The sequence below is a fragment of the Corynebacterium sp. HMSC05E07 genome (assembly GCF_001807225.1).
Taxonomy (GTDB): Bacteria; Actinomycetota; Actinomycetes; order Mycobacteriales; family Mycobacteriaceae; genus Corynebacterium; species Corynebacterium singulare.
In genome coordinates this window covers 48,294-67,047 of the sequence record NZ_KV788268.1, presented here as the reverse complement: position 1 = coordinate 67,047, position 18,754 = coordinate 48,294, and the positions used below count along the sequence as shown (strand labels likewise).

Below are 18,754 nucleotides of genomic sequence, written 5' to 3'. Positions count from 1 at the left end.
CCGCCGACACCAAACAACAAACAAACAACTCAATAAACAAGGCCCTAGACACCCCACCACGGTGCCTAGGGCCCTGAGCTGTTTTCCTAACCCCACCAGCCCGCACCCCAGGCCACCACACACCACCCCACGTGCATAAGACCCCGCCAAGTTCTGGACAAACACGAAGGATTCAACACCAGCGGCTGGCCCCTACAATGACACAGCAACCACAGAAAGATAGAGGCGCTCGCAACACAATAAGGGGTGTTACTGCCACTCGTTTGTCTCCCACCGCATCATATGCCCAACCCTGAAAGCCGACACACCCAGTACACACAAACCACCCCACGCCACCACCACGTAGCCCCACCTTAATGAGTCGCCACCCAGGTCTGGACTCATAGAAACTCAGCACAAATCCAGGGACTGGGACCTAATACACTTCTTCCCGTGAAGCGATCTTGAGCCTTCATTACCCGCTCACTTACGACCGTGTGCCCATAAATCGACCAAGATAGAGCAAAATCCATCGTCAAAAGTGTGTGCCAAAGTCCCGCCAGTGTTAAAATGCGTAGGCTTGAAATCCCCGACAACATTTCCTTTATCAGTAATGTGCGTCCATCTACTGTGTCTACAGCCTTTGCTGGTGATGGTTAGGATGCTGGGGAAGCCCGTGAAAACGCTTTTATCGTCTATGAACCCTTTGTCGCGGAGCACACGAAGACGCTTAGAGGCTCCCGAATGATTAATCCCCCACAGTCTGGCAGCGTGGTCGCGCGTCATAGCTTCAAACGCCACCAACCAGTCAAAAAGGAGCCGATCCCGCTCGGTTAACTCAAATTTTTTGGCCGCGCGAAACGCCCATCGCCTCCGGTCTGAAACATGAATAATCTTCACCATGTAGTAATGGTCGCATTAGAGTGTGCACACCCTAGTGCGCAACCAGTTCCAGAGAATAAGACAAAACGAAATGAGGCACTGTCTATTCACTAGACAGTGCTTTCCAAGACGATTTTCGGGCTGCTGTTTACACGACCACTAGAAATCAAGAAGCGCACAATACAAGGAACTCCCCAGCGTCTCCTTTCACTAGAAGCGCTGGGGAAGACATTTACAGGAAGTTATCCGTACTTAGTAGATAAAAGAATTAAGTACGCATTTATGCAGATTTACTCATTGGTTATTCCTGATGACTGTTTTTGATACGATTGACCAGTACTGCTGCAACTATGGTGAGCAGTATGAGGATAAGAAAACCGAGGATCGACTTGTTTGAAATGGCGACATAACCTGAAATTGCCAGACCAAATAGTGCAACGACAATCGCATTGGGAGATATTTTATGCCTGTTCATTAGCCCTCTTTACACTTGATCGTTAAGTACACTCGTTGCCACGGACTCTAGTGTTCCTATCTTCTAGAGGGGTGGTTCACCTCCCGAGGCTACATGTGTTCCAAATAACAGTCAATAGCTTTGACGAACTGTGTGAGGGGCATCTATCATGCCTCACGCGAGAAGGCACTCGGCAGTGCTACGTCCAAGCCAACCCAAGCACGATGAATAACCTTTTAGTGGTCGTGGTGAACTTTATGGCATGGTCTTTGAGATTTTGCAGCTCGATCACGCAATTGATTTCGTGGCATCTTTATTTAGTCCGATCGGTGCGGTGGCCGTTCCACTCGCCGGCTTGGTGCTGGCCTACGTTGCGGGGTGGAAAGCCGCGCGTGATACGGATACGTGGTGGTCGAAAGCTGGATATTATTTCGATGGGAAGAATTACGGGCGCAAAAAATGATGGGTTTCAAGCGGTAATTGGGAGCTGAATTCGCGGGTGGCACTGCTTAGTGGGTCTATGAAGGAGATATGGGTAGCCGTTAAGTGCATAGGAATCCGCATGTCTTCGGCCTCCGCCGGGTAAATGACCGGATAGATGGGATCGCCAAGGATGGGGATGCCGGCTTGAAGCATGTGAAGGCGAAGCTGATGCGTCTTCCCGGTGTGGGGCTTGAGGGTGTACTTCGCCAGCTCGGGTAGTGAACCGTGGATGGCTTCGTAGGGGGCCTTGTCCACGGGAGCAACGCCGGCTACTTCGGTGATGGCGTTGACTTCACCGTCGACGATGCGCCCTTGGAGTTCCCCTGGGGTCTTCTCCATGCGGGAGCGCCAGAGGGTGCCGGGGGAGACGTCGGCAAGCGGGGCGATGGCTTCGTAGGTTTTGGTGACGCGGCGCTCGGCAAACAACGTCTGGTAGGCGCCGCGGACTGAACGGTCCTTGGTGAAGACGAGGATCCCTGAGGTGAGGCGATCGAGGCGGTGCGTGGGGGAGAGCTCGTTATTGCCGGTCTGTCGGCGCAGGCGCACGGTCGCAGTCTCTGTGATGTGCCGGGCCCGGGGCATGGTGGCCATGAAGGGCGGTTTGTCGACGACGAGGAGGTGCTCGTCCTCAAAGAGAATGGGGATGTCATAGGGAACCGGGACCTCCGGCGCAGGGATGCGGTAGAAGTACACCACGGCATTAGTGTCGAGGATGCTGTCAGGGTTAAGGGCCGTTCCGTTTTGAGTCACAACCTCGTTTGCGTCGAAGCGGGCCTGTAAGGCTTGGTCGTTGTCGTCGGGGTGACGGTGGCGCTGGGAGATGATGAGGCCGCGGACGAAATCCCACGCGGAAATAGGGCCCTCCGGAACGCGGGCTTGGGTGGGGTTTAGTCCATCGCGGATGGGAAGTGGGGTTGCGCCACGCCTTTTATGGACTATTCTTTTTCCCATGGATTTCAACTCGATTCTCGCACCCGCCATTGATTTCTTCTCTAATGGTATCGGTGCCGTCATTCGTGACATTGCTGTGGCTCTCTACAACATTCTCTTCCCCGCCAATGCGGATGCTGCGACCGCCCCACAGGCCGGTCAATAGGTATTAGACTGGAGATGTAAGCACGTCGAAAGGAAAAGGTCATGGCCAAGGAAGACATTGTCGTCGTAGCCGTCGATGGTTCGGAAGCGTCGAAGAACGCCGTCCGTTGGGCTGCTAATACTGCAACGAAGCGCGGAATCCCGCTTCGCATCGCATCGAGCTACACTATGCCGCAGTTCCTCTACGCCGAGGGCATGGTCCCTCCGAAGGAGCTTTTCGACGATTTGCAGGCAGAAACCCTGGAAAAGATCGAGGAGGCCCGCGCTGAGGCCCACAGGGTGTCGCCGGAGTTGAAGATTGCCCACACCGTGGCTGAGGGTTCCCCCATTGACATGCTGCTGGAGATGTCCAAGGACGTCACCATGATTGTCATGGGCTCCCGCGGTATGGGCGGCCTGTCCGGCATGGTCATGGGTTCCGTTTCGGCTTCTGTGGTCTCCCACGCTTCGTGCCCAGTTGTGGTTGTCCGTGAGGATAACCAGGTCACCGAGTCCACCAAGTACGGCCCTGTCGTCGTGGGCGTTGACGGTTCTGAGGTTTCCCAGAAGGCCACGGACTACGCCTTCAAGGAGGCTGATGCTCGCGGCGCTGAGCTCATCGCGGTACACACCTGGATGGATATGCAGGTGCAGGCTTCCCTGGCTGGACTTTCCGCCGCCCAGGCCGAGTGGGCAGAGGTCGAGCGCGAGCAGGCAGACCTGCTTACTGAGCGTTTGGCTGAGCACCAGAAGGAATACCCGAATGTGTCGGTTAAGAAGCTCATCGCGCGTGACCGTCCGGTTCGCGCACTAACGGATGCTTCCGAGGGGGCCCAGCTATTGGTCGTCGGTTCCCACGGCCGTGGCGGTTTCAAGGGCATGCTCTTGGGCTCCACCTCGCGCGCGCTGCTGCAGTCTGCGCCGTGCCCAATGATGGTGGTCCGCCCGGACTCCGAGTAACCCTCCTATAACTCCGCAATAACGATTCGGCCGCATCATGCTGTGAATATGATGTGGCCGGGTCGTTTTGTGGTTTTCGGACGTACCATGGTTGATGGAAACAACAAATCATCGAAAAGGAGTTGTGTACACCATGGGACTTGGTCTCGGATTCTTTGGCTCAATCATCGTTGGTATCATCGCCGGCTGGCTCGCAGAGAAGATCATGAAGCGCGATCAGGGACTGTTCACCAACCTCATCGTCGGTGTTATCGGCGGTCTTATTGGTGGTGGACTGCTGGCCCTCTTCAACAAGGATGTGAGCGATAGCTGGTTCCTCATGATTATCACCGCCACAGTCGGTGCCTGTATCCTGCTGTGGATCGTCGGAGCGATTACGGGCCGCAAGAAATAAAATTTCACATACATACCGGTTTGTCTATATTGTGTAGATGAACCGGTTTTGTCATGTGAGGAGAAAAAATGGCCGAAAAGAAGTCGCGCCGCAATCGCCCGAGCCCGCGCAGCCGACTACTTGATTCCGCCACGCGGCTCTTTACCACTGAAGGAATCCGTGTCATTGGAATCGACCGCATTCTGCGCGAAGCTGACGTGGCCAAGGCATCGTTGTACTCCCTTTTCGGCTCCAAGGACGCCCTCGTCATTGCGTACGTTGAGGCGCTTGATGAGCAGTACCGCGCGGACTGGCACCAGCGCACCGAGGATGTCACGGATGCGGAGAGCAAAATCCTCGCCTTCTTTGACAAAGCCATTGAGGAACAGCCCACGATTGAATACCGCGGCTCGCACTTCCTCAACGCTGCGGGAGAATATCCGCGTCCGGAAACCGATGCGGAACGCGGCATTGTTGCCGCGTGTGTGGAACACCGTTCGTGGATGCACTCCACCATTACGGCACTGCTCAACGCCAAGAATGGTTACCCCTCAGAAGACCAGGCCAGTCAGCTCCTCATCTTCCTTGACGGAGGGCTTGCCGGCGCACGGCTCACTCGTGAGTCGGCTCCGCTGGTAACTGCGAAGCAGCTGGCTATTCAGCTGCTGTCGGCCCCTCCTGCCGATTATTCGATTTAACAATCTTCTTGGCCTCAGCCAGGATTTTGGCATGGCGTTTTCGGGCCGCCGCGGATGCTTCCTTCTGCTCGGGGTTCGCCTTAAAGCGCTCCTTTGCAGCTTTCTTCTTCCTCTTCTTTTCCTTTGTGCGCCACCGCTCAATGCTTTCTCGTCGCTGCTCATGCACGGCCTCGGGAAGCGGGTAGCGCTTGCGTAGGATCGCCTCGTAAACCAAAGTCTGGAGCAGCGTGAAGAGGTAGGAGCAGCCCCAGTAGAAGATGATGGTGACGGGAATCGGGCCGTGCCAGGCTACGGTCCACAGCATCCACGGGATGATGACCACCATGATCGCCATCAGCCAGAGCAAACGGCGCGGGATCTTCTCATCGAAGAGCGTGGTGAGGTAACCGCGGTACAGCGTGATGAGCGTATTCAGAGAGGTAAAAGTAAGCGCGGCGATGAGCATCGGCAGCACAAGGTTGTGATGCTCACGGGCGAAATCCGTGAGGGGCACGCCGAAGATGGTGGAGGCGCGGAAGGAGGAGACGTTGTCAAGCGTCAGCATCCCCACCGGCTCGTTGGCGGAGCCGGATACCCGGAGGACAACCTGGTAGAGGCCGATAAAAGCAGGGACGATAATGAAGGACGGGAAGCACCCCAGCATGGGATTGTGGCGGAAGCGTTCCTTGAGTTCGCGCTGCTGGGTGTAGAGCTCGACAGCTTGGTCAACCTCCGTGACCTCGCGGAGCTGGGCGTTGAGCTCCGTCATCTCAGGCCGCATGAGGGCACCGATGCGGCCTTGTTTCACAGCGAGCCAGTTCAACGGCGCGATGATTCCGCGCACCGTCACCACCAGGAAGACGATGGTGAGGATCCAGGCCAGTGAACCATCCAGGAAGGAAGCAAAAAGCAGGTGCCACAGTTTCATGATTCCGGAGACCGGGTACATGAATAACTCGAGCATCGTGGACTCCTCTTCGTCCTGAGTGGGGTACCTATACGGTACAGGGGCTAGTGTAGGAACCATGCCACAGCCCACGACGCGCAGAAAGACAACGGTGAGCTCCGTCATTGGTGAGCTTATGCTCACCGTCGGCGTGCTGCTCTTGCTCTTTGCGCTTTATGAGTCTTATTGGACCAATATTGAGTCCGGTCACCTGCAGGAAGAAGCCAACGAGACCCTGCAGGAGGAGTGGCGCAACCCGCGCGGCCAGGGGCACGCGCCCAAGCTGGGTGAAGCCTTCGCGCGTCTTTATATCCCAGCGTTCGGTTCGGACTTTGCCTTCGCCGTGCTGGAGGGCACCAACGAGGATGATCTCCTGCGTGGGCCAGGGCGCTATCCGGACACGCAGATGCCTGGTGAGAAGGGGAATTTCGCCGTGGCAGGCCACCGCGTGGGGAAAGGCGCGCCGTTCAATGACCTGGGCAATCTTCGCACCTGTGACGCCATTGTCATCGAGACGTTCACGGAGTGGGTTACGTACCGCGTGCTGCCCATTGACGGGTCTCCGGCGGATTGTCTCCGCCCTGAGCAGCGCGAGAAGCCGGAATACCAGCAGATTCAAGGCCGCCACATCACCCTTCCTGGTGATGTCAGCGTGCTGCAGCCCATCCCCGGAACACCGCCGGAAGCTGGGATCGAGGCCAGCGAGGGCTTGCTGACCCTCACCACATGCCACCCGCAGTTCTCCAACGCGGAGCGCATGATTATCCACGCCATGGAGACCGACCGCGAGCCCAAGTCTTCTGGCTCGGATGACAACCACCGCCCCGCCGTCCTGGAGGAGAACTAATGTACCGCGCCCTGTGGAACCTGTTGCCCGGCCCCACTGCCGTCAAGGCCGTGCTGGCGGTAGCTCTGCTTATCGCTGTGTTTTTCTTGCTCATGGAGGTTGTTTTTCCGTGGGTATCGGCGATGATGCCGTACAACGACGTTGCGGTGTAGCTAGAGCCCCAAGCGGGAGATGGCCTCCTGCGCGATGAGTTGCGGCTTGAGTGTCTGCAACTGGTTCGACCACACGAGAACCGCGTGGGTATCTTTCTGCACGGCGAAGACAGAGTGCTCCTCAAACACGCCCCGCCCACCGGACCAACCGTCGAACTCAGCCAGCTCCGTTTCATTCACCGGTGCAGCGGCGTCAACGACGGCGCGCGCCTCGTCCACGCTGGGCATCTCGCGCACAATGACGGTGGCTTGGGGTTCCTCCGGGTAAGACCAGAACACGCAGGCAGGGGTGCCAAAGCGCTTGTCGACGCCCCACCGAGTCATCCTCTGCCCATTCGTATCCGCTACCCATTGGGTGTCCAGGTAGGGGCAGTCTTCCCAGTCGGTCACCTCGGCAGAGGCAGTGACGGGGAGGCCGTCGCCGGTGACTGCAGGGGAGTCGGGCGCGTCATCGGTGGCGTCGTCCGTAGTTGCCCCCGTAGCCCCCGTAGCTCCCGTCGCCCCTGTCGCCGCAGTGGGGGCGCTGGGCGGTGTCGCTTCCGTGGGCCGATTACCGTCTGTGCAGCCGGTGGTGACAAGGCTGATACCGATCAGACAGGCAGCAAGGCGGGGCAGTAGGCTGTGGCGCATGACCTCCACACTAGACCACCGTTCGGTTGACTCGGATGCGTTGCGCAACGGTATTCACATCCTGACCGCAACGCTTCTGGTGGTGGCCATCCTCACCACCGTGCGTTTGCCGCTGTGGCAGGGCGTGCTTAACCTGCTGCTGCTCGTGTCCTTCGCCGTGGTCTACTTTGGTGGCTCGGTCTACTTAGAGGCACTGCCGCGCATCGCCCGCTATGGCTGGCTCGCCATCCTCACGGTGTTGTGGCTGGCGGATATGGTGGTGGCGCCGGCGGCCATCTACCTGGTCTTCTCCCTGTACTTTGTGTACCTCTACGTGCTGGAGATGATCCCCGGCATTGTGTGTGTCCTCGTAGCCACGGTGGCGGCGGTGCTCGTGCAGGTGCCAGGCGGGTTGACCTTTGGCGGCATCATGGGGCCGGCGGTCTCGGCGCTCGTCACCATCGCGATTTCCTATGCCTTCAGTGCCCTGAACAGGATGAACCGTGAGCTTATGGAAACCCGCTCCCAGCTAGCAGAGTCCGAGCGTGAAGCGGGCATGACGGCGGAGCGCCAGCGCATCGCTCATGAAATCCACGACACCCTGGCCCAGGGCCTGTCCTCGATCCAAATGCTCCTGCATGCCGCCGACCGTGACCTGGACTCAGAAAACATCCCCAAAGCCCACGAACGAATCGAACTTGCGCGTCGCACCGCCGCGGATAACCTGCACGAGGCCCGCGCGATGATTGCTGCTCTCCAGCCGGCGGCTCTCTCGGAGACTTCCCTTGGGGCAGCGCTGGGCCGCATGGCGGAGAACTTCGCCGCCACCGGTGACGTGGAGGTCATGGTGGACGTTGAGGGCGAGCCACAGCAGCTGCCCATGAAGGTGGAGGCGGCGCTGTTGCGGATTGCGCAGGGCGCGGTGGGGAACGTCGTCAAGCATGCCCACGCGACCAAGGCCCGGGTGACCGTCACGTATGAGCCGGACGAGGTACGCGTGGACGTGGTTGATAACGGGCAGGGCTTCGATGTGGAAGCCGTGGAGAATAGGCCGGCCGGATTAGGCCATATTGGGCTCAGTGCCATGAGCCGCCGCGCGGAGGAGCTTGGGGGTGACGTCGTGATTGAATCCACACCAGGGACGGGCACGGCGGTCTCAGTTAGTGTGCCCTTAAATAACGATGTAGATTAAGAATTTGACCGGACCGTACCAATGAGGAGGAAGCCCGTGATTAGGGTCTTGCTTGCCGATGACCACGAGATCGTGCGCCTGGGCTTACGCTCTGTGCTCGAGGGCGCTGAGGACATCGAGGTGGTGGGCGAGGTCGCCACGGCTGAAGCCGCGGTCTCCGCTGCACAAGCAGGTGGTATCGACGTCCTCCTCATGGACCTGCGCTTTGGTGCGGGCATTGAAGGCACCCGCGTTATGGGTGGCGCGGAAGCCACCGCCGCCATCCGCTACTCCATGGATAACCCGCCCAAGGTCCTCGTGGTGACGAACTATGACACGGATGCCGACATCCTCGGGGCTATTGAATCCGGTGCAGTGGGCTACCTGCTCAAGGACGCGCCACCCGCCGAGCTCCTCGCAGCGGTGCGCTCCGCGGCGGAGGGCGACTCGGCACTCTCACCCGTGGTGGCGGACAAGCTCATGACGCGAGTGCGCACCCCGCGCACCTCCCTCACCCCGCGCGAGCTTGAGGTGCTCAAGCTGGTTGCCGCCGGTTCCTCGAACCGCGAGATCGGTGTGGAGCTCATGCTGTCCGAGGCAACCGTGAAATCCCATCTCGTCCACATCTACGACAAGCTGGGAGTGCGCTCGCGCACCTCCGCCGTGGCGGCTGCCCGCGAGCAGGGAGTTCTTTAAAGATTGTTGGCGTCGCGGTAGGCCAAAATAACGTCATTGCGAATCTTGCCGCGCTCTGCCACGTCGTAGCCGTGCTTAGCTGCCCATTCGCGAACATCAGACGGCTTGTAGCGGCGAGTTTCCGTCTTTACTGGGTGGCGTGCCGCCTTGACAAAAGGCTCCAAAGCGGCATGAAACTTGTCTGCATTTTCGCGGGAAACATCCAAGAGGTAGTCCTTGCCATCAACGCTGAAACGGATGACGGTAAGTTCTTCCTCAGTAAGCGGGCTATTGTCAAGGTCATCAAAGAACTGCGTTACTTCACGGCGTGCCATGGTTCTCCATTCAGTAGTGTCCCAGCCCTGTGCGCTGGGTTAGAAGAGCACTTTTACATAGTAGTTACTTTTTGAGGTGTGGTTTTAAAACCGGTTATCCTCGTCACCGACTATATCTCAGAAATAGGGTTGGCGAGTTCTCATAACCTTAAAGTAATAGGAGAGTTTGGGGAAACGGTGTGGAATTCCCTGGGTGGATCGCTGGCGTTTGCAATACTGATTGAATGCTGTGGTCCTGCATTTAAAATCCATGTTTAAATGTTAAGGATGGCGGGCTCCAAAAGCATCGGAAATGCAGAAAAGCCGCGACCCAGGGAAGGCCGCGGCTACAGGGGACGCTGGAGTTTAGGCGCGCAGCTTGGCCTGGATATCGGCGTTGATGGAGTCAATCTCGCCGGAGATCGAGCGGTGTGCGCGCTGGCGCTGCTGCTCGGTCATGTACTCGGCGTTATCAATTGCCGCATCAAGCTCGTTGAGGCGCTCCTTGACGTCACGCTTGAAGCCCGCCGGCACGTTGGCGTCCTTGAGGGAGTTGCGCACGCCGGCGGTGCGAGCCTTGAGCGGTGCGCCGTGGCCAGCGAAGGACGCGAGCTGGTCAGCGGACACGCCGGCCTTCTGCGCGCGCTTGTTCTCAATTTCGCGCTGGGCTGCGGTAATTCCACGGTAGATAAGCGGCAGCAACAGCGGAGCAGCGGTGCGCAGGGCACCGGCATAGCGCTTGACGTTGTCCTTGTTAAAACGGCCTTCCTTAATGCGCTCGAGTTCTTTTTGGGCCATCTTGTACTCGTGCTTGCGGCGCTTCTTCAGGCCCTTTTCCTCGGACTTGATGAGGGCCTTCTCCTGCTTGGCCAGCAGCTTCTGTTGACGGTGCTTGGCCTTGTCGGCGGCCTTGACCTCGGCCTTGGCGCGGGTCTTAGCAGCCTTGACCTCAGCGCGCGCCTCACGGCGGGCCTTGCGGATCTTCTTGATCAAGCTCATTGAAACGTCCTTTATTTTTCATCGGTAGGGTCTCGCTACAACTTTAGCAAGGTGGTCTACTAAGCTCACCTGGTGTGAAAGATGTGCTCGTCGCCACGGACCTCGTGGGCTGCCGCTATCGCCTCGTGCAGCGCCGCGCACATCCGGATACCCCGCGCACCCCAACGGGCCAGGCTCGGGCCGAGCGCCACGCCGCGGCCATTGAGGCCGCCCTTGCCCTGATTCCGCGCACAGGGCCCGGGCGCTTTCGCCGCATTGATCTCGAGGGCACGGATTTTGAGCGGGCCATGGCCACGCTTGAGGCGCTTGCGTATGGCTATACCCACATTACGAATGCGGTCTTTTCCACCGACGAGTGGATGGTTCGCGTGGAGCTGCTCGTCCGCGATGGTGAAAACTACAGCCCCGTCATCGTGTCTGACCACCGCGTGGCCCGGCCGAATGAGAATGGTCGAACTCTCGTGGTTCCCACGCACCGCCTGGGGCTGAGCGAGCCTTTGCCGGCGAAATACAAGGTCAAGCATCATGCGATTGATGGTTATCGTTTGGCTCTCGCCGCCCGTGGCCTCGAGGAGGTGGGCTTGAACTCTGGGCGCGGCGCCACGATTGGACAGGATCGCAGCCAGGCTTTTGTTGCCGAGACTGCACATTATCCCGTCGATGCTGCACTGGCCCAGCCCCTTCCGGAGGGCCCGCGCCGCGTCAAGGAGTGTGCCTCCTGCCGCTTCTGGCACCTGTGTCAGCCGGAGCTTGAGGCCCGGGATGACATCTCACTTTTCCTTCCGGGTGACCGCGCGAATCCTTATCGTGAGCGCGGAATCACAACGGTGCAGGCGCTTATCGACGCCTCCCTCGGCACCCCCTCCGCCCTCGCCGCCGCCTGGCGCGACGGCATTCCGCTGCTACGCCGCAGTACAATCAGCGTTCCCCGGGCCGACGTCGAGGTGGACGTCGATATGGAGGCTTACCTTGACCAAGGTGCCTACCTGTGGGGCGCGCGCCTCAATGGCGAGTACATCCCCTTCGTAACCTGGGAGCCGCTGGGCGGGCGCGCAGAGGCGGAGAACTTCGCTGAGTTCTGGAAGTGGCTCATGGGTGTGCGGTCCCAGGCCCACACGGAGGGCAAGACCTTCGCCGCGTATTGTTATTCGGCCCATGGTGAAAACCACTGGATGCGCCGCTCCGCGCAGCGCTTCCGGCATCCTGTCCTGGAGGAGGTGGAGGAGTTCATTTCCTCGGAGGAGTGGGTGGACATGTTTGTTCATGTCAAGCGCAGTTTCGCGGGCACGGCTGGTCTCAGCCTCAAGACCGTGGCCCCCGTTGCGGGGTTTGAGTGGCCGGAGGAATTCGACGGCGAGGAATCCGTCAACGCCCGCCGCGCTGCCCTTGCCGGTGACGTATCCGCTCGCGAGCAGATCCTGTGCTATAACGCCGGTGATGTCACCGCCACCTCTGTGGTCCGCGAGTGGATGTCTGCCGGCGCGCCGGGCGTCCCGCCGTTGGGTTCCTAACCACCTCGTTCCATTTCCCCAGACCTGGGCCCCCATACTCCCAGGTCGGGATTTCCTGTGTCCCGCGCGCTTGGCGACGCCCACCTGGGCGTTTCGGGTTGCAGGTCTGGGGGCTTGGGGAAGGGGCAGAGGGCCTAGAGGACGAAACTGAGAGCGCCGACGAGGACGAGGACGCCAAGGGCAATCAACGCTTGGTTCCAATCCGTGGCCGTCGCGGGGGCAGGGCCCTCGGCTTTCTTCTGGAGCACAGCCTTTTGTGCCTTGACCGCGCGGGCGGTGAGGACCGAGAGAAGCGCCATGGAACCGAGGCTGAGCAGGGAGGCTATGACCATGGTGAGGGAGCTGGACGTGGCCAGCCACAGCGCCAAACCGCCATTGATGAAGACGGAGCGCCCAATCCCCCAGCGGTTATATTCCTGCAGGCCAGCCCGGACCGCGGAGGGACCGCCGCCCATCGTCGTGGGCATAAGATAGCTCATCACACCAACAAGGAGTTGGGCGGCAAAGCCAACGACGAGCGCGAGCATAGGAATCTTCGGTTCGTCGGTGAAGAAGTGCTGCGCGGTGTAGTAGGTGAGGCCACCTACCAACCAGAACGCGGCGAAGAGAACGGACAGCGCAGGGAAGGTGACACGCCCGCGTGGGTCCTCGGCCACAGTGAGGACGTTGACCAGCCAGCCTTCCAGGCTTGCGAGCCAGCCTAAGCAGTAGATGATGAGGCCGACCTCAGGGATATTCCACACCGAGCCGATGAGGGTGGCGATAACGCCCAGGCTCAACAGTGCAAAGCTTAAGTTCATGCGTGGGTTCACGCCCTTGGTCCGCCAGATGGACGGGAATAGGATGGTGAGCGAACCTGCAGCGGCGAGGCCCACGAAGCCACCCACATTGGCGGTGACGTGCGCGATGAGCAGACGCGGGTGAGCAGGGTAGACAGCCAGCAGCGCGCCAAGGACGGCGCCGACAGCAAGGAAAAACGCCGAGGCCACATAGGCCGCTACGACCGGCCGGAAGCGCTTGGACTCTGCTTGGCGCCACAGGCCGAAGAGCGTTGCGCCGTGCCAGAGCACAGCGGCGGCAACAAGCGTGGCACCCGCTTGCGTCAGTATCCAGTGCTTCTCCCAGGCCCGCACGAGTAGCTGGCCAAGAAGCACCACGATGACGCCCGCGTTGAGCAGATAGATGCGCGCGAGCTGCCGTGGCCGCGCCGAGTCAGGAAGCCGGAGCTGCACGAATTTCTCGGTGAGGTGCTGGGACCACACGATGATGCTGTTCGTCAGGATGCCGAGCGTGAAGAGGTGGATGAGCACCCAGCGGTAGTTGGGTATGAGAATGTGGGATGCACCGGCGATGAGAAAAATCATCATCCAGATGCTGACCGGGCGGGATGCTTTCCTATGCCACGTGCGGGGCGACCACTTATCCATAAAACACGAGTTTATCCGTTTTTTCTCACGACCCAACTCATACCTGCAATGCCGAGGGCCAAGAGGGCGTAGGTTGCGATGAAGCCGGCCCAGGGGAGGGAGTCAAAAAGCACGCCGGATAGTGCGCCCAGGATGGAACTGCCCAGGTAGTAAAAGAAGACGTAGAGGCTGGAGGCCTCGGCACGGTCATGGGTTGCGATGTGGCCTACCCAGCCTGAGGCCGTCGAGTGCGCGGCGAAGAAACCGATGGTGAGCAGGATGATTCCGAGCAAGGTGGGGATGAGGGAACCGGCGCACAGCGCGATGCCCACCGCGAAGAGCGCACAGGAGAGCAGAAGGGTATTGGCGTGGCCCATCTGCGAGACTAGCCGGCCCGCTCGTGCCGAGGACCACGTGCCCGTGAGATAGAAGAGGAAGACGAGGCCAGCCAGACCGGGCGAGAGGTGGAAATGGTGAATGAGCCGGAAGCCTAGGAAGTTATAGAGAGAGACAAAGGTGCCCATAGCTACGAAGGCCACGATGAAGAGCGGGATGAGGCGGGTATCGCGCCCGTGGCGGAAAATGGCGCTGAGCTCTGAGCGGAAGTGGATCTCCTTCGGTGTGAAGTTCTGCTGGTAGGGAAGCAAAATTGCGGCGATGATGGCCAGGATCAGGGTGACCAGACTGGAGCCGAACAGTGCCCAGCGCCAGGAGGTAAGTTCCAGTAAGCCGGTGGGGATGAGGCGGCCGGTGAGACCGCCAATGGTGGTGCCGGCGATGTAGAGGCCCATGGCGCGGGCGACGTAGTCGGACTCCAGCTCCTCTGAAATCCATGCCATGGCGGTGGCGGGTGCGCCAGCGATCACCGCGCCTTGCAGCGCGCGGGTGGCGATGAGGAGCTCCGGTGTGGGGGCCAGTGGCACGAGCATGCCGATGAGCGTGGCGGCAATGGTGGAAACGAGCAGCAGCTTTCCGCGGCCGATGCGCTCAGAAATGATGGAGACTGGGATGACGCAGACGGCCAGCGCGCCGGTCGCGGCGGAAATAGTCATGGCGGCCTCAGTGGAGGACATGCCCATGTCCTCCACCAACGTGGGCAGCATGGCTTGGGTGGGGTAAAGGCAGGAAAAAATCGCCAAGCCCACGAAGAGCATGGCGATGGTGGCGCGCCGGGTTCTCGTCATGAATCAAGCATGGCCTGCCCGCGGTTATGTGTAAAATGTGCAGAAAGCAAGTAAATCATGCGAGGTGTGCATGAATCTGGAGGATGTGCGCGGCGTTGTCGCTGTGGCGGACCATGGTCTGGTCGGCGCGGCTGCCGACGCCCTCGGGCTCTCCCAACCCGCGTTGACCCGCCGTGTGCAGCGAGTGGAGGCGGATCTCGGCGCGAGCTTATTCCAGCGCAGTGGGCGGCGCCTGCGGCTCAACTCGCGTGGGCGGGCTTTCGTCGCGCAGGCGCGGCGGATGCTCACCGCGGAGAACGCTGCGCGCGATGCCGTGGCCCGCCTCATGGATCCGGAGCGCGGCACGGTGCGGCTGGACTTTATGCACTCCCTCGGCACATGGATGGTGCCGGAGCTGCTCAAGGCCTACCGCACCGAGCATCCGCACGTGGATATTCGCCTGCACCAGGGGGCGGCGCGAGTGCTTGTGGAGCGCGTGCTGGCGGGGGAGTCGGATCTCGCACTCGTGGGACCGCGCCCGGATACGGACTCCGCGGTGGGCTGGCACCAGCTCAAACTGCAGCGCCTCGGCCTCGCGGTGCCGGAGGGCCACTGGGCCGTGGGCCGAGAAAACGTGCGCCTGAGAGACTTTGCCGAGGAGCCTTTCATCGGCATGTTGCCGGGCTATGGAACGCGCATGCTTCTCGATGACCTCACGGCCCACGCCGGCTTTTCGCCCCGGCTTGTCTTCGAATCAATGGAGCTGACGACCGTGGCAGGCCTTGTGGCCGCGGGATTGGGCTCCGCGCTCTTGCCGCTTGATGACCCGTATCTCCACACCAGCAACCTTATCCCGCTGGAACCCGCGGCCTACCGCGAGCTGGGACTGGTGTGGCGCATCGGGGATGAAGCCCCGCCCGTCGAACGCTTCAAGGATTTCGTGGTAGGGAATCCGCCAGTGCACTCAACGCGTCCGGAGTAGAAACCTCATACGGCAGCCAGGGGATTTCCACGACCCGCTGACCGGGGAGCTTCTGCATCAGAAGATCCAGTGCCTCATCCTCGGAGGCTCGACGCTGCTGCAGGAAATCATCCTCGCTATCCGGCGTGCGGCGGTTGACCACGAGGCCGCCCACGTGCACTCCGTTGGCGGTGAGGTCCTCGAAGAACTCGGCGGTCTCCAGCACCGGGGTGCGGTCGGCGGTGAGGACGAGGAAGAAAGAGGTGGTGGAGGAATCAGTCAGTGCGCTGCGCAGGTTTTCAAACCGGCGCCGCCGCTTGAGCAACGTGGAGCGAATCTCCTGATTACGACGATCCACCGGGTCCATGGAGCTGGCGGATACGGACTTCTCCGCCGATGTCATGCCGCGAACCACCGCGCCGAATTTATCGGACTTCTCGCGCCGCGCGAGCAGTCCATCGGTGTAGGCGGCCATCAACTCAGGGAGCGCCATAAGCCGCGAGGTATGTCCCGAAGGTGCGGTATCGAAAATAATGTGATCGTAGTCCGCACGGCACTCCAGAAGTTCCGCTATGCGCTCCAGCATCGCCGCTTCGTGCGTGCCTGGCGAATGCCGGGCAAGCTCCAGGTGGCGGTCAACCTCGCGGTGTAGGCGCTCGGGCATAAACCGGCGCATTTGCTTGCCGACGTCCCGCAGGTGCTCCTCCGTTGCCCGCGCCGGGTCAATCTCCACGGCGGCGAGGTGGGGGTGGAGGGTCGTGGGGACGTCGGAAAGCGTGGCGTTCCAAATGTGGCCCAAGTTGTGGGCCGGATCGGTGGACACGAGCAGGACGTCCCTTCCCTCCTGGGCCAGACGCAGTGCGGTGGCGGTAGCCAGCGTGGTCTTGCCCACGCCGCCCTTGCCGCCGAAGAACATGATGGGGGCTAGCAGCATGAAATTCCGTTCAACGGTGAGCGCTCCATGCCCATGCGCGTGTGCCAGGCATGAAAATCCTCGTACATGAGCGGCAGGAGCTCCAGGGTGTAATAGCTGGCGGGGTTCGGTACACCGAGGGCTTCCGACATGACGAGCAGCATGAAGAGATCATCTTCCTCCTGCTGCGCCTTGGCGAAGGACCTGCGGTAGGGCGCGGAGTAGAACTCGGTGAGGCCGCGCCCAAGGGCCCTGAGCTTATCGCGCATCGACCGGAAGAGGGGGTTCGACATCCTCATCGTTCCAGGTCACCTGCGGCGCCTTGCGCGCGCGGGAGATGGCAGCGATGGCCTCGCCGATGACCCACACGGCGGCGACGATGATGACGATATCGATGGCCAAGAGCAGCCAGTTCTGCGCTTGGAAGAGAGTCTTGAGCTGCAGGACCGCGGCCCACAGGGACATCACGGTGACGAGGACCAGCGGGATGATAACCGGCCACGTTGGGCGACGCAGTTGGGTGAGGATGACCACGATGATGGACAACGTCAGACCAGCCATGAGCTGGTTCGTGGTGCCGAATAGCGGCCAGATCAGCATGCCGCCGGAACCATCGGCACCCGTGGAGAAGGTCAAGCCCAGCGCGCAGCCTACGGCGATGATGGTGGCGACCACGCCGCTGAGCTTGATCCCCATGAGCTCGGCGGCTTCGGAGACTACCATGCGTTGCAGGCGCACGCCGGAGTCCATGGTGGTAGCAGCGAAGAGGACAGCCATGGTGGCCAGGATGGTGGCAGACAGCGAGGTGGGGATTCCCAGGCCCTCGTTCATAAGCGAGCCACCACCCTGGACAAAAGCGTCCACGCCGCCGGCATTCCATTCGTTGTAGACGTTTTCCCAATCCGCAACCGTCTTGAATCCGGAGGTGGTCGCCACGATAGTTCCCAGCGCTAGAAGGCCTTCGCCGACGGAACCAAAGTAGCCCACGAAGCGGGCATCCGTTTCCTTATCCAGCTGCTTGGAGGAGGTACCGGAGCTCACCACGCCGTGGAAGCCAGAAATAGCGCCGCAGGCAATGGTGACGAAGAGCAGCGGGAAGATGCTTGGTGCATCGCCCGGAACGTGGTCCGAGACGCTTGGGGCAACGACCTCCGGGCCGGTGATGAGGAAGGAACCGTAGAGGATGGCCAAGCCGACGAAGAGCTGCAGGCCGTTGATGTAGTCACGGGGCTGGAGCAGCACCCACACTGGCAGCAGGGACGCAATGAAGGCATAGACGAAGAGCAGGATGATCCACACGCCGCGGTCCGGGATGCCCATGACGGTCTCCGGAAGCGCCAACGGGAAACGGTCACCGATGATCATGAGCGCGTAGAGCGCGGCCACACCAACGACGGAGACAATCGGCAGGTTCCAGTTCAGGCGGTAAATGGCCTGGCCAATAAGCAGGGCGACGAGGATCGCGCCCCAGGTTGGGATAACGGCCGTCGGGGTGGAGATGAGCAGGTTGGAAATCACCACAGCGAAGGCCGCGTTCACCATGAGGAGCAGCAGGAAGATGACCACGAGGAAGAGAGCGCGGCCGCGCGCGCCAATGTAGCGGCCGGACAGCGTGCCGATGGACTGGCCGCGGTGGCGCTGGGAGGCCCACAGAGCGGCGAAATCATGCATACCAGCGAAGAAAACGGTGCCGAGCGTGACCCACAGGAAGGCTGGCAGCCAGCCCCAGATGACGGCAACCGCCGGGCCAATGATGGGCGCAGCACCGGCGACCGAGGTGAAGTGGTGGCCCCAGAGAACGTACTTATTGGTGGGGACGTAATCGACGCCATCTTCCATGGTGTGTGCAGGCGTCGTGAAGTTATCGGAGAGCTGGTAGACCTTCGATGCTAGGAAGCGCGAGTACAGCAGATAGCCCGCCAGCATCATGGCGAGCCCAATAAAGACAAGGATGAGTGAATTCACAGTAACCACCTGTAGAGATTCTCGGGGCAACGGCACAAAGTGAGGTGCCACCGCATGTGCAGGTGATGTGAATTATGCCATAGCGACGATACGAAGGCGGAGTTAATTTCTACATCTCTATAGGGAAAGTTGTGGCGGGTGGCCTAGGTGCCCTAACTGACGGAGATTCCCTCACTTCCTCCGCCCTCATATGGGAAAACAGAAAGACAAAAGCATCAAACGTTGAGTACTAGTTCAACA

At 60.3% G+C, this 18,754-nt stretch carries 22 protein-coding genes; 11 read left to right on the top strand and 11 right to left on the bottom strand.

From position 1 onward, the window contains the following. Nucleotides 1–1,162: 1,162 nt before the first annotated feature. Complete coding sequence (locus HMPREF3149_RS13675; protein WP_168162212.1) at nt 1,163–1,336, bottom strand: hypothetical protein; 174 nt, start codon at nt 1,334–1,336, stop codon at nt 1,163–1,165. Nucleotides 1,337–1,577: 241 nt separating this feature from the next. On the opposite strand from HMPREF3149_RS13675, the gene HMPREF3149_RS13175 reads away from it, so the two are divergent. Then, nucleotides 1,578–1,778 carry a hypothetical protein gene (locus HMPREF3149_RS13175; protein ID WP_210385449.1) on the top strand — a complete coding sequence of 67 codons (201 nt, stop codon included), beginning with the start codon at nt 1,578–1,580 and terminating at the stop codon, nt 1,776–1,778. On the opposite strand, the gene HMPREF3149_RS10795 is transcribed toward HMPREF3149_RS13175, so the two are convergent. Further along, nucleotides 1,760–2,812 carry a pseudouridine synthase gene (locus HMPREF3149_RS10795; RefSeq protein WP_083280861.1) on the bottom strand — a complete coding sequence of 351 codons (1,053 nt, stop codon included), beginning with the start codon at nt 2,810–2,812 and terminating at the stop codon, nt 1,760–1,762. The genes HMPREF3149_RS13175 and HMPREF3149_RS10795 overlap by 19 nt on opposite strands. On the opposite strand from HMPREF3149_RS10795, the gene HMPREF3149_RS13670 reads away from it, so the two are divergent. The 4 genes from HMPREF3149_RS13670 to HMPREF3149_RS10780 all read left to right on the top strand — a co-directional run bounded on the left by HMPREF3149_RS13670 (nt 2,748) and on the right by HMPREF3149_RS10780 (nt 4,903). Next, nucleotides 2,748–2,894 carry a hypothetical protein gene (locus tag HMPREF3149_RS13670; RefSeq protein WP_168162211.1) on the top strand — a complete coding sequence of 49 codons (147 nt, stop codon included), beginning with the start codon at nt 2,748–2,750 and terminating at the stop codon, nt 2,892–2,894. The two genes, HMPREF3149_RS10795 and HMPREF3149_RS13670, sit on opposite strands and share 65 nt — an antisense overlap. 41 nt (nt 2,895–2,935) lie before the next feature. Next, nucleotides 2,936–3,832 (top strand): universal stress protein, encoded by an 897-nt coding sequence (locus tag HMPREF3149_RS10790; RefSeq protein WP_042532752.1) that lies wholly within the window; start codon nt 2,936–2,938, stop codon nt 3,830–3,832. A 133-nt stretch (nt 3,833–3,965) separates the two neighbouring features. Continuing rightward, complete coding sequence (locus HMPREF3149_RS10785; protein WP_042532750.1) at nt 3,966–4,226, top strand: GlsB/YeaQ/YmgE family stress response membrane protein; 261 nt, start codon at nt 3,966–3,968, stop codon at nt 4,224–4,226. 68 nt (nt 4,227–4,294) lie between these two features. Next, nucleotides 4,295–4,903 (top strand): TetR/AcrR family transcriptional regulator, encoded by a 609-nt coding sequence (locus HMPREF3149_RS10780; RefSeq protein WP_042532748.1) that lies wholly within the window; start codon nt 4,295–4,297, stop codon nt 4,901–4,903. Here HMPREF3149_RS10780 and yidC read toward each other — a convergent pair. Further along, nucleotides 4,860–5,846 (bottom strand): membrane protein insertase YidC, encoded by a 987-nt coding sequence (yidC, locus tag HMPREF3149_RS10775; protein WP_070538097.1) that lies wholly within the window; start codon nt 5,844–5,846, stop codon nt 4,860–4,862. The genes HMPREF3149_RS10780 and yidC overlap by 44 nt on opposite strands. Before the next feature lie 61 nt (nt 5,847–5,907). On the opposite strand from yidC, the gene HMPREF3149_RS10770 reads away from it, so the two are divergent. Further along, nucleotides 5,908–6,675, top strand: coding sequence for a class E sortase (locus HMPREF3149_RS10770; protein ID WP_070538095.1), 768 nt, complete (start codon nt 5,908–5,910; stop codon nt 6,673–6,675). Beyond that, a complete protein-coding gene (locus HMPREF3149_RS13665; protein ID WP_042532743.1) occupies nt 6,675–6,827 on the top strand; it encodes a hypothetical protein in 153 nt (50 codons plus the stop codon). The genes HMPREF3149_RS10770 and HMPREF3149_RS13665 overlap by 1 nt, the downstream gene beginning before the upstream one ends. On the opposite strand, the gene HMPREF3149_RS10765 is transcribed toward HMPREF3149_RS13665, so the two are convergent. After that, nucleotides 6,828–7,457 carry a DUF2020 domain-containing protein gene (locus tag HMPREF3149_RS10765; protein WP_042532741.1) on the bottom strand — a complete coding sequence of 210 codons (630 nt, stop codon included), beginning with the start codon at nt 7,455–7,457 and terminating at the stop codon, nt 6,828–6,830. Here HMPREF3149_RS10765 and HMPREF3149_RS10760 point away from each other — a divergent pair. Together HMPREF3149_RS10760 and HMPREF3149_RS10755 are read left to right on the top strand one after the other, a co-directional pair. Next, on the top strand, nt 7,456–8,628 hold the full coding sequence (locus HMPREF3149_RS10760; RefSeq protein WP_070538093.1) for a sensor histidine kinase: 1,173 nt from the start codon (nt 7,456–7,458) through the stop codon (nt 8,626–8,628). The genes HMPREF3149_RS10765 and HMPREF3149_RS10760 overlap by 2 nt on opposite strands. A 36-nt stretch (nt 8,629–8,664) precedes the next feature. After that, nucleotides 8,665–9,303 (top strand): LuxR C-terminal-related transcriptional regulator, encoded by a 639-nt coding sequence (locus HMPREF3149_RS10755; protein ID WP_042532736.1) that lies wholly within the window; start codon nt 8,665–8,667, stop codon nt 9,301–9,303. Here HMPREF3149_RS10755 and HMPREF3149_RS10750 read toward each other — a convergent pair. Beyond that, complete coding sequence (locus tag HMPREF3149_RS10750; protein WP_042532733.1) at nt 9,300–9,617, bottom strand: histone-like nucleoid-structuring protein Lsr2; 318 nt, start codon at nt 9,615–9,617, stop codon at nt 9,300–9,302. The genes HMPREF3149_RS10755 and HMPREF3149_RS10750 overlap by 4 nt on opposite strands. A gap of 345 nt (nt 9,618–9,962) precedes the next feature. After that, nucleotides 9,963–10,595 (bottom strand): DUF6474 family protein, encoded by a 633-nt coding sequence (locus HMPREF3149_RS10745; protein WP_070538091.1) that lies wholly within the window; start codon nt 10,593–10,595, stop codon nt 9,963–9,965. A 74-nt stretch (nt 10,596–10,669) separates the two neighbouring features. Between HMPREF3149_RS10745 and HMPREF3149_RS10740 the strand changes: the two genes are divergently transcribed. Continuing rightward, nucleotides 10,670–12,106, top strand: a complete 1,437-nt coding sequence (locus HMPREF3149_RS10740; RefSeq protein WP_083280860.1) for a TM0106 family RecB-like putative nuclease — start codon at nt 10,670–10,672, stop codon at nt 12,104–12,106. A gap of 134 nt (nt 12,107–12,240) precedes the next feature. On the opposite strand, the gene HMPREF3149_RS10735 is transcribed toward HMPREF3149_RS10740, so the two are convergent. Both HMPREF3149_RS10735 and HMPREF3149_RS10730 read right to left on the bottom strand, forming a co-directional pair. After that, nucleotides 12,241–13,533, bottom strand: a complete 1,293-nt coding sequence (locus HMPREF3149_RS10735; RefSeq protein ID WP_070538089.1) for a copper oxidase — start codon at nt 13,531–13,533, stop codon at nt 12,241–12,243. Between the two features lie 11 nt (nt 13,534–13,544). Beyond that, nucleotides 13,545–14,696, bottom strand: coding sequence for an MFS transporter (locus tag HMPREF3149_RS10730; RefSeq protein ID WP_070538087.1), 1,152 nt, complete (start codon nt 14,694–14,696; stop codon nt 13,545–13,547). A gap of 70 nt (nt 14,697–14,766) precedes the next feature. Here HMPREF3149_RS10730 and HMPREF3149_RS10725 point away from each other — a divergent pair, with 70 nt between their 5' ends. Next, nucleotides 14,767–15,657 carry a LysR family transcriptional regulator gene (locus HMPREF3149_RS10725; RefSeq protein ID WP_070538085.1) on the top strand — a complete coding sequence of 297 codons (891 nt, stop codon included), beginning with the start codon at nt 14,767–14,769 and terminating at the stop codon, nt 15,655–15,657. On the opposite strand, the gene HMPREF3149_RS10720 is transcribed toward HMPREF3149_RS10725, so the two are convergent. Genes HMPREF3149_RS10720 through HMPREF3149_RS10710 form a run of 3 tightly spaced genes read right to left on the bottom strand, consistent with a single transcriptional unit; the run spans nt 15,605 to nt 18,514 of the window. Continuing rightward, nucleotides 15,605–16,570, bottom strand: coding sequence for an ArsA family ATPase (locus HMPREF3149_RS10720; RefSeq protein WP_070538083.1), 966 nt, complete (start codon nt 16,568–16,570; stop codon nt 15,605–15,607). The two genes, HMPREF3149_RS10725 and HMPREF3149_RS10720, sit on opposite strands and share 53 nt — an antisense overlap. Then, a complete protein-coding gene (locus HMPREF3149_RS10715; protein WP_070538080.1) occupies nt 16,561–16,818 on the bottom strand; it encodes a cory-CC-star protein in 258 nt (85 codons plus the stop codon). Before HMPREF3149_RS10715 ends, HMPREF3149_RS10720 begins: the two co-directional genes overlap by 10 nt. Beyond that, nucleotides 16,808–18,514, bottom strand: a complete 1,707-nt coding sequence (locus HMPREF3149_RS10710) for a carbon starvation CstA family protein (RefSeq protein ID WP_070538078.1) — start codon at nt 18,512–18,514, stop codon at nt 16,808–16,810. The genes HMPREF3149_RS10715 and HMPREF3149_RS10710 overlap by 11 nt, the downstream gene beginning before the upstream one ends. Nucleotides 18,515–18,754: the final 240 nt, after the last annotated feature.

Bases quoted from the DNA above. Each gene is read 5' to 3' on its own strand.
- HMPREF3149_RS10750 (WP_042532733.1), bottom strand. From the start codon at position 9,617: ATGGCACGCCGTGAAGTAACGCAGTTCTTTGATGACCTTGACAATAGC.
- HMPREF3149_RS10745 (WP_070538091.1), bottom strand. From the start codon at position 10,595: ATGAGCTTGATCAAGAAGATCCGCAAGGCCCGCCGTGAGGCGCGCGCT.
- HMPREF3149_RS10720 (WP_070538083.1), bottom strand. From the start codon at position 16,570: ATGCTGCTAGCCCCCATCATGTTCTTCGGCGGCAAGGGCGGCGTGGGC.
- HMPREF3149_RS10780 (WP_042532748.1), top strand. From the start codon at position 4,295: ATGGCCGAAAAGAAGTCGCGCCGCAATCGCCCGAGCCCGCGCAGCCGA.
- HMPREF3149_RS13175 (WP_210385449.1), top strand. From the start codon at position 1,578: ATGGTCTTTGAGATTTTGCAGCTCGATCACGCAATTGATTTCGTGGCA.
- HMPREF3149_RS13675 (WP_168162212.1), bottom strand. From the start codon at position 1,336: ATGAACAGGCATAAAATATCTCCCAATGCGATTGTCGTTGCACTATTT.
- HMPREF3149_RS10730 (WP_070538087.1), bottom strand. From the start codon at position 14,696: ATGACGAGAACCCGGCGCGCCACCATCGCCATGCTCTTCGTGGGCTTG.
- HMPREF3149_RS10790 (WP_042532752.1), top strand. From the start codon at position 2,936: ATGGCCAAGGAAGACATTGTCGTCGTAGCCGTCGATGGTTCGGAAGCG.
- HMPREF3149_RS10785 (WP_042532750.1), top strand. From the start codon at position 3,966: ATGGGACTTGGTCTCGGATTCTTTGGCTCAATCATCGTTGGTATCATC.
- HMPREF3149_RS10735 (WP_070538089.1), bottom strand. From the start codon at position 13,533: ATGGATAAGTGGTCGCCCCGCACGTGGCATAGGAAAGCATCCCGCCCG.
- yidC (WP_070538097.1), bottom strand. From the start codon at position 5,846: ATGCTCGAGTTATTCATGTACCCGGTCTCCGGAATCATGAAACTGTGG.
- HMPREF3149_RS10770 (WP_070538095.1), top strand. From the start codon at position 5,908: ATGCCACAGCCCACGACGCGCAGAAAGACAACGGTGAGCTCCGTCATT.
- HMPREF3149_RS10725 (WP_070538085.1), top strand. From the start codon at position 14,767: ATGAATCTGGAGGATGTGCGCGGCGTTGTCGCTGTGGCGGACCATGGT.
- HMPREF3149_RS10765 (WP_042532741.1), bottom strand. From the start codon at position 7,457: ATGCGCCACAGCCTACTGCCCCGCCTTGCTGCCTGTCTGATCGGTATC.
- HMPREF3149_RS10760 (WP_070538093.1), top strand. From the start codon at position 7,456: ATGACCTCCACACTAGACCACCGTTCGGTTGACTCGGATGCGTTGCGC.
- HMPREF3149_RS13665 (WP_042532743.1), top strand. From the start codon at position 6,675: ATGTACCGCGCCCTGTGGAACCTGTTGCCCGGCCCCACTGCCGTCAAG.
- HMPREF3149_RS10795 (WP_083280861.1), bottom strand. From the start codon at position 2,812: ATGACGGCACCGATACCATTAGAGAAGAAATCAATGGCGGGTGCGAGA.
- HMPREF3149_RS13670 (WP_168162211.1), top strand. From the start codon at position 2,748: ATGGATTTCAACTCGATTCTCGCACCCGCCATTGATTTCTTCTCTAAT.
- HMPREF3149_RS10715 (WP_070538080.1), bottom strand. From the start codon at position 16,818: ATGCGCGATAAGCTCAGGGCCCTTGGGCGCGGCCTCACCGAGTTCTAC.